The organism is Mycobacterium sp. 1081908.1 (genome assembly GCF_001673535.1).
Classification (GTDB): domain Bacteria; phylum Actinomycetota; class Actinomycetes; order Mycobacteriales; family Mycobacteriaceae; genus Mycobacterium.
Genome location: NZ_LZLY01000149.1, coordinates 1 through 7,892, shown reverse-complemented (window position 1 = coordinate 7,892; position 7,892 = coordinate 1). Strand labels below are relative to the sequence as shown.

Below are 7,892 nucleotides of genomic sequence, written 5' to 3'. Positions count from 1 at the left end.
GCCGGACCGCCAACATGTACCGGCGCAACGACCCCACCGCATATCGGTCGGTCGGCCCGCTGTCCCCCGTCGACGTGCTCGCCGGGGAATTGAAACCCAGCGATGCGACCGACGCCGGTGGCGGGCCCCTGCTGATGTTCAGCAACGACGACTGCCGAATCCTGTTGAGCCGCCGCCACGAGGAGATGCCGTTCTACACCCGTCACGTCGACGGGGACCTGCTGTGCTTCGTGCATCGCGGCGCGGGCCTGCTGGAAACCGAATTCGGGCCGCTGCGCTACCGGGAGGGCGACTGGGTCTACATCCCGAAGGCCTGCACCTGGCGCCAGGTTCCCGACACCGAGACCACACTGCTGATGATCGAGGCCACTGACGAGTTTCGGGTGCCGCCGCCCGGCGCGCTGGGCCGCCACTTTCCGTTCGACCCGTCGCAGGCGACCATCCCCGAACCCGCCCCCATCCAGGACGACGGCCGCGACGAGTACGAGGTTCGCCTCATCCATGACGGTGGCCCGACAACCCTGTATTACCAACACAATCCGCTCGACGTCGAAGGCTGGCGCGGCGACAACTTCGCGTTCACCTTCAACATCGCCGACTACAACGTGATCACGTCGGACAGCGTTCACCTGCCGCCGACCGTCCACCTGTTCATGCAGGCCGCCGGCGTCTACGTGATGAACTTCCTGCCCAAGCCGGCCGAAGGCGTGCCCGGCACCGAACGCACGCCCTGGTACCACCGCAACGTCGACTACGACGAGATCGCCTTCTTCCACGGCGGCTCGCTCTACGGGATCCCGATGCCGCCTGGGCTGATCACCCATGCGCCGCAAGGGGTTCACCACGGCGCGCCGGAGAAGGCGCGGGAACGGGCGCGGCGCAAATTCGAGGAGCATTCGCGGGTCGACTGGCAAGTCATCGCCGTCGACACCCGCCGGCGGCTGACACCGTCCGCCGAGGTGCTCGCCCACGACCTGGGCCAGCACGCGTGAAGCACGAATACGACCGCATCCCGTATCTGGTTGCCTTCCAGAACAATTCCGCGGTACGCGACGTCTACGGCGGGCTGGCCGAGATCACCGTGCTGGAAAGCTATCTGCTCAAGCCCAAGGACAACCCGTCCGACACCGTGCTGGTGTTCATGCATCCCATCGGCGGCGGCGCGTACCTGCCGATGATCAACGCGCTGGCCCGCGCCGGCCACCACGTCATCTACTGCAACAGCCGGTTCCGTGGCACGGATTCGGGGCTGCTGATGGAGAAGGTGGTCGAGGACCTCGGCGAGTGCATCAAGGACGCCAAGAACCGGCTCGGCTACGCCAAGGTGGTGCTGGCCGGGTGGAGCGGCGGCGGCTCGCTGTCGATGTTCTACCAGCAGCAGGCCCAGCACGCGACCGTCACGTCGAGCCCGTCCGGGGACGGTCCCGACCTGACGCGGCTCGACCTGCCCGCGGCCGACGGCGTCATGCTGCTCGCCGCGCACATCAGTCGGCACGGCACCCTCACCGAATGGCTGGACGCGTCCATCCTCGACGAATCCGACCCCACCAAGCGCGATCCCGAGCTCGATCTCTACCACCCCGACAACCCCAACCAACCGCCCTACAGCCAGGAATTTCTGGCGCGCTACCGCCAGGCGCAGATCGACCGCAACCGGCGCATCACCGCGTGGGTCCGAGCGAAGCTGGCGGAGTTGAGGGACGCCGGACGCCCCGACGACGAATTCTGCTTCGTGGTGCACGGCACCATGGCCGACCCGCGCTGGCTCGACCCGAGCGTCGATCCCAACGAACGCGTCCCCGGAACGTGCTACCTGGGCGATCCTCGGGTGGTGAACATGAGCCCGGTCGGGCTGGCCCGGTTCTCGACGCTGCGCGGCTGGCTGTCGCAATGGAGTTACGACGACGCCCGCGGCGACGGGGTGGCCTGCGGGCGCGACCTCGCGGTCCCGGCGCTGGTGATCGGTAATCTGGCCGATGACGCCTGCACGCCCAGCCACACCCGACGGCTCTTCGAGGCGATCGGGCATCCGGACAAGGAGATGCACGAAATTCCCGGCGCCACACACTATTACGCGGGCCCCGACCAGCGGGACAAGCTGCGGCACGCCGTCGACCTCGTCACCGACTGGCTGGTCCGGCATGACTTCGCGAGCGCCCAATGACGGTTACCGGCCCCCTGGACGGGATCCGGGTGCTCGAGCTCGGCACCCTGATCGCCGGGCCGTTCGCCGGCCGGCTGCTCGGCGACCTGGGCGCCGACGTCATCAAGGTGGAACCCCCCGGCGCACCGGACCCGTTGCGGACCTGGGGTCAGGCCGAATTGGACGGGCACCACGTGTTCTGGACGGTGCACGCGCGCAACAAGCGGGCCGTCACGCTCGACCTGCGAAAGCCACGCGGCCGCGGGCTGTTCCTTGACCTCGTCGCCGAGTCCGACATCGTCGTGGAGAACTTCCGCCCCGGCACCCTGGAGAAATGGGAGCTGGGCTACGACGTGCTGTCCGAGCGCAACCCGGGCATCATCCTGGTGCGGGTGTCCGGCTACGGGCAGACCGGGCCCGAGGCGCACAAGGCGGGCTACGCGTCGGTGGCCGAGGCCGCCAGCGGGCTGCGGCACCTCAACGGCTTTCCGGGCGGGCCGCCGCCGCGGCTGGCGCTCTCGCTCGGCGACAGCCTGGCCGGCATGTTCGGGGCCCAGGGCGCGCTAGCCGCGCTGTATCGCCGCTCGGTCACCGGGCGCGGGCAGGTGGTGGACGTCGCACTGACCGAATCCTGCTTGGCCGTACAGGAATCCACGATCCCCGACTACGACGTCGGGGGCGTGGTGCGCGGGCCGTCGGGAACCCGGCTGGAGGGCATCGCGCCGTCGAACATCTACCGCAGCGCCGACGGCTCCTGGGTGGTGATCGCCGCCAACCAGGACACCGTGTTCGCGCGGCTGTGCAAGGCGATGGGGCGTCCGGAACTGGCCACCGATGACCGGTTCGCCACCCACGGCGGACGCGGCCGAAACCAGGACGAGCTCGACGAGATCATCGGCGCGTGGGCCGCCGACCGGCAACCCGGCGAGATCATCGAAACCCTTTCCGCCGCCGGCGTGATCGCGGGCCCGATCAACACCGTCGCGGAGGTGGTCGACGACCCGCAGCTGCGTTCGCGCGGCATGCTGGTCGAGCACTACGACGAACGGGTCGGCCGCAACGTGCTGGGGCCCGGCGTCGTCCCGGTGCTCTCGGAATCCCCCGGCAGCGTCCGCAGCGCCGGGCCCGCCCGACCCGGGCACCACAACGACGACGTCTACCTCGGGCTGCTCGGCAAGAGCGCCGCGGAGCTCGACGAGCTGAGGGCCGAGGGGGTGCTATGACGCGACACGTGGACGTTCGCGAGGTGTCGCTGCGCGACGGCCTCCAGATCGAGAAGCCAATCCCGTTGGCCGCCAAGCTGGAACTGCTGGCGGCGGTGGCCGCCACCGGGGTGCGCGAGGTGGAGGCCACGGCGTTCGTATCCCCGTCCAAGGTGCCATCGATGGCCGACGCCGCCGAACTCGCCGCGCACCTGCGCGACTACCCCGACATCGAGTTCTCCGCCCTGGTGGCCAGCCCCAACGGCGCCCGGCGCGCAGCCGCCGCGGGACTGCGCTCGATCGAATACGTGGTGGCCGCCAGCGACGCGTTCAGTGCGGCCAACGTCGGGCGCGACAGCGCCGAGGCCACCAGGCAGATCGAGGAGATCGTCGCCATCGCACACGACGCCGGCATCACCGTCGAGGTCATCGTCGCCACCGCGTGGGACTGCCCGTTCGACGGCCCGACCCCGCCCGAGCGGGTGCTCGAGATCGCCGCGGCCGCACGGGATCGACGCGTCGACCGGTTCTCGATCGCCGACACCATCGGCACCACCACCCCGCGACGGGTGAGTTCGCTGATCGCCCGACTGCGACCGGTGATCGGCGACATGCCGCTGGGCGGGCACTTCCACAACACCCGCGGCGCCGGGCTGGCCAGCGCCTACGCGGCCGTCGAATCCGGGGTGACCCGGCTGGACGCGTCGGTCGGCGGGCTGGGCGGCTGCCCGTTCGCCCCGGGAGCCACCGGCAACATCGCGACCGAGGACCTCGTCTACCTGTTGACGGACAGCGGCGTCGACGTCGACGTGGACCTGCGGGCCGCGATCGCCGCGGCCGAGGTCGCCAAATCCCTTGTCGGCCATGATCTGCCGAGCGCCCTGCTGCGCGCCGGCGACCGGATCCGGAACTGATGCCGACCGAGGCTTTGACCGCGAAGGGCCGCCAGACCAGGCAGGCCATCGAGCAGGCCGCCCGGAAACTGTTCGCCGAACGCGGCTTTCACGGCACCACGCTGGCCGACATCACAGCGGCGGCGGGCAAGTCGCCCGCGGTGTTCTACCGGTATTTCGCCGACAAGGAAGACCTGTTGGCCGCGCTGGCGGAGTCGTTTCTGCACGAGGTCGTGGCGCCGCCCGGGTTGCGCCTCGAGCTGCCCGAATCTCCGGAAGACGACGCGTTCTTCACGTCGGTCGTCACCGGATACTGGAACATGTTCAAGCAGAACATCGGCATCATGATCGCCGTGGCGCAGTTGGCCGCCACCCAGCGGCGATTCGCGAGCGTGCAGAACGAATTCCGGCGCTTCGGCATGGACATCGTGGCCGCCTCGGTGCGCCGCGCGCAGGAGCAGGGCTACGGAGCCGAGCTCAACCCGCAACACACGGCGGCGGCCATCGCGCTGCTGTTCGAGAACTTCACCACCGTCTTCGCCGGACCGTCCGGCCTGGGCCTCGAGATCAGCGACCAAGACGCCATCGCCACCCTGTCCACGGTCTGGAAGAAAATCCTCTACGGCGCTTAAGGAGTTCACATGGATTTCACTCTGCCAGAACATCTTCCGGGACTGCTCGCCGAGATGGACGCGTTCATCGAGGCGGAGATCAAGCCGCTGGAACGCGACCACATCCAGTATTTCGACCATCGTCGCGAGCATGCCCGCACCGATTGGGACAACGACGGCATCCCGTCCCGCGAGTGGGAGGACCTGCTCGCCGAGATGCGCAGGCGGGCCGACAAGGCGGGCTGGCTGCGCTATGGCCTGCCGGCGTCGCTGGGTGGCCGCGACGGCACCAACCTCGACATGGCCGTGATCCGGGAGCACTTGGCGCACAAGGGCCTTGGCCTGCACAACGACCTGCAGAACGAGTCGTCGATCGTCGGGAACTTCCCGCAGGTGATCATGATGGAGCGCTTCGGTACCGATGCGCAGCGCCGCGACTGGTCGGAGGCGTTGATCACCGGGGAGCGGTCGATGGCGTTCGGGCTGACCGAGCCGCGGCACGGCTCCGACGCGACGTGGCTGGAAACCCGTGCCGAACGCGACGGGGACGGCTGGATCCTCAACGGCTCCAAGCGGTTCAACACCGGGGTGCACCGGGCGACCCACGACCTGATCTTCGCGCGCACCTCCGGCGAACCGGGGTCCGCGCTGGGCATCACCGCGTTCCTCGTCCCGACCGATGCGCCCGGATTCCGGGTCCCCTACTACTGGTGGACGTTCAACATGCCCACCGACCATGGCGAGGTCGAGCTGACCGACGTGCGGGTTCCCGCCGACGGGGTGCTGGGCGACGTGGACCGCGGACTGGAAGTCGCCCAAACCTTCCTGCACGAGAACCGGATCCGGCAGGCCGCGAGCAGCCTGGGCGCCGCCCAATACTGCATCGACCGCGCTGCCGAATACGCCTCCGGGCGCACGGTGTTCGGCAAGCCGCTGTCGGTCAACCAGGCCGTCCAATGGCCGCTGGCCGAGCTGCAGACCGAGGCCCAGATGGTGCGGCTGCTGGTGCAATACGCGGCCTGGCACCTGGACCGCAACCACCACATGGAGGTCTCGGACAAGGTGTCGATGGCCAACTACCGGGCCAACCGATTGGTCTGCGACGCGGCCGACCGGGCCATGCAGGTCTTCGGCGGGCTCGGCTACAGCCGGCACGAACAGTTCGAACACATCTACCGTCATCACCGGCGCTACCGGATCACCGAGGGCGCCGAAGAGATCCAGATCCGCCGGGTGGCGCAGCGGCTGTTCAAGTTTGGCCACAAGTGACCGACGGCGGTGAGCTGGCCGGCAAGCTGGCCCGGGTGCTGGGCCCGGGTGTCGCGATCGAGAACCTGCGGGCGCTCACCGGCGGCGCCAGCCGAACCACGTGGGCGTTCGACGCCGTCGCGGGCGATGGGCGCCGCCCGCTGATCCTGCGCACCGGCCCGCCCGACGACGTGCACGCCGGCATGGAGCTCGAGGCCCGCGCCCAGGCGGCGGCCGCCGCCGCCGGCGCTCCGGTCCCCCACATCCTGGTGGCCGACGATTCGGTTGCCGCACTGGGCAATCCGTTCCTGATCTGCGACGAGATCAAGGGCGAGACCATCGTCCGGCGCATCCAGCGCCAGCTCGACGCCGGCGACGGCCACGCGGGCCGCACCCGCCTGCTGCACCAGTGCGCGCAGGCGCTGGCCGCCATCCACCGCGCGGACCCGGCAGTTCCCGGCCTGGCGCACGAGGACCAACTCGCGCAGTGGCGCGAGCGGCTCGACGCCATGGGCGACACCACCGCCACCTTCGAGTGGGCGTTTCGCTGGCTGGAGGCGAACCGGCCACGGAAATCGGGGCCGTCGACCCCCGTCCTGGTGCACGGCGACTACCGGATGGGAAACCTCATCGTCGACGGATCCGACCTGGCGGCCGTCCTCGACTGGGAGCTGGTCCACCTCGGCGAGGCGTACGAGGACCTGGCCTGGTTCTGCATTCGCGCCTGGCGGTTCGGCGCCCCGGCCGGCCTCGCGGCCGGGGGCCTCGGCAGCATCGAGGCGTTTGTCCGGGCGTACGAGGAGGCGAGCGCCACTACCGTCGATCAGGTGGCGTTTCACTGGTGGCTGGTGCTGGCGACGCTGCGTTGGGGTGTCATCTGCCGCTTCCAGGCGGAGCGGCACCTCAGCGGCGAGGTCCGCTCGGTGGAGCTGGCCACGATCGGCCGGCGCGTCTGCGAGACCGAGTGGGACCTGCTCGACCTGCTCGAAGGAGTCCGGACATGATCGGCGCCTACGGGCGCCCGCTCGCGGCCGAGCTGGTGGCGGCGGTGGCCGAGTTCCTCGAAACCGATGTCCGCGCGGCGACCGGCGGGCAGGTCAACTTCCACGCCAGGGTGGCCGCCAACGCGCTGCGCATCGTCGAGCGCGAACTGCTCGACGAAAGCGAGGCGGAGGCCGCCGCGGCGCTGGCCGGCCTGGGCTTCGCCGACGAGGAGGAGCTCGCCGCCGCGATCCGGGCCGGCGAGCTGGACGGGCGCGCCAACGCCGTCGTCGCATGCCTGCGCACGCTCGTGCGCCGGCGGTTGGCGGTCGCCCACCCCGGATACGACCAACCGGCAGGGCGCTCCGATTGAGCGATCCAATTCCGTAAAAAATACGCAAAAATTCCGGTATCCACGCTGAATTCGCTCTACCCCTATTTTTCCGCCAGCGCATAATCAGCGCGTACGCGCAGTAAGCCCAATCGGAGAGCCACGATGAATTTCACCGTATTGCCACCAGAGATCAATTCGGCGCTGATGTTTTCCGGCGCGGGTTCGGCGCCCATGCTGGCCGCCGCAGCCGCCTGGGATGGGTTGGCCTCCGAGCTGGATTCGGCGGCGAACTCGTTTTCGTCAGTGACGTCGGGGTTGGCCTCCCAGGGATGGCAGGGTCCGGCGGCTCAGGCGATGGTGGCCGCGGCGGCGCCGTACGCGGACTGGTTGAGTACGGCGGCGGCCCAGGCGGCTGGGGCGGCTGCGCAGGCTCAGGCGGTGGCGGGTGCGTTCGAGTCGGCGCTGGCGGCCACGGTGCAC

At 69.6% G+C, this 7,892-nt stretch carries 9 protein-coding genes; all 9 read left to right on the top strand.

Annotated features, from left to right (window positions below):
• Nucleotides 1–992: homogentisate 1,2-dioxygenase (locus tag A5655_RS24445; RefSeq protein WP_067014833.1), on the top strand; the 992-nt coding region annotated here is incomplete at its 5' end.
• A complete protein-coding gene (locus tag A5655_RS24440; protein ID WP_067014830.1) occupies nt 989–2,164 on the top strand; it encodes a S9 family peptidase in 1,176 nt (391 codons plus the stop codon). The genes A5655_RS24445 and A5655_RS24440, both read left to right, overlap by 4 nt.
• Complete coding sequence (locus tag A5655_RS24435; RefSeq protein ID WP_067014827.1) at nt 2,161–3,366, top strand: CaiB/BaiF CoA-transferase family protein; 1,206 nt, start codon at nt 2,161–2,163, stop codon at nt 3,364–3,366. The genes A5655_RS24440 and A5655_RS24435 overlap by 4 nt, the downstream gene beginning before the upstream one ends.
• Nucleotides 3,363–4,259: a hydroxymethylglutaryl-CoA lyase gene (locus A5655_RS24430; RefSeq protein WP_067014824.1), complete on the top strand. Its 897-nt coding sequence runs from the start codon at nt 3,363–3,365 to the stop codon at nt 4,257–4,259. The genes A5655_RS24435 and A5655_RS24430 overlap by 4 nt, the downstream gene beginning before the upstream one ends.
• A complete protein-coding gene (locus tag A5655_RS24425) occupies nt 4,259–4,870 on the top strand; it encodes a TetR/AcrR family transcriptional regulator (RefSeq protein WP_067014821.1) in 612 nt (203 codons plus the stop codon). The genes A5655_RS24430 and A5655_RS24425 overlap by 1 nt, the downstream gene beginning before the upstream one ends.
• Before the next feature lie 9 nt (nt 4,871–4,879).
• Nucleotides 4,880–6,118, top strand: coding sequence for an acyl-CoA dehydrogenase family protein (locus A5655_RS24420; protein WP_067014818.1), 1,239 nt, complete (start codon nt 4,880–4,882; stop codon nt 6,116–6,118).
• Complete coding sequence (locus tag A5655_RS24415) at nt 6,115–7,101, top strand: phosphotransferase family protein (protein ID WP_067014815.1); 987 nt, start codon at nt 6,115–6,117, stop codon at nt 7,099–7,101. Before A5655_RS24420 ends, A5655_RS24415 begins: the two co-directional genes overlap by 4 nt.
• Entirely contained in the window at nt 7,098–7,451 is a 354-nt protein-coding gene (locus tag A5655_RS24410) for a DUF6285 domain-containing protein (protein WP_067014813.1), read from the top strand. The genes A5655_RS24415 and A5655_RS24410 overlap by 4 nt, the downstream gene beginning before the upstream one ends.
• 123 nt (nt 7,452–7,574) lie before the next feature.
• Nucleotides 7,575–7,892, top strand: a 318-nt coding sequence (locus A5655_RS24405) for a PPE family protein (RefSeq protein ID WP_156765021.1), incomplete at its 3' end; no start/stop codon positions are given.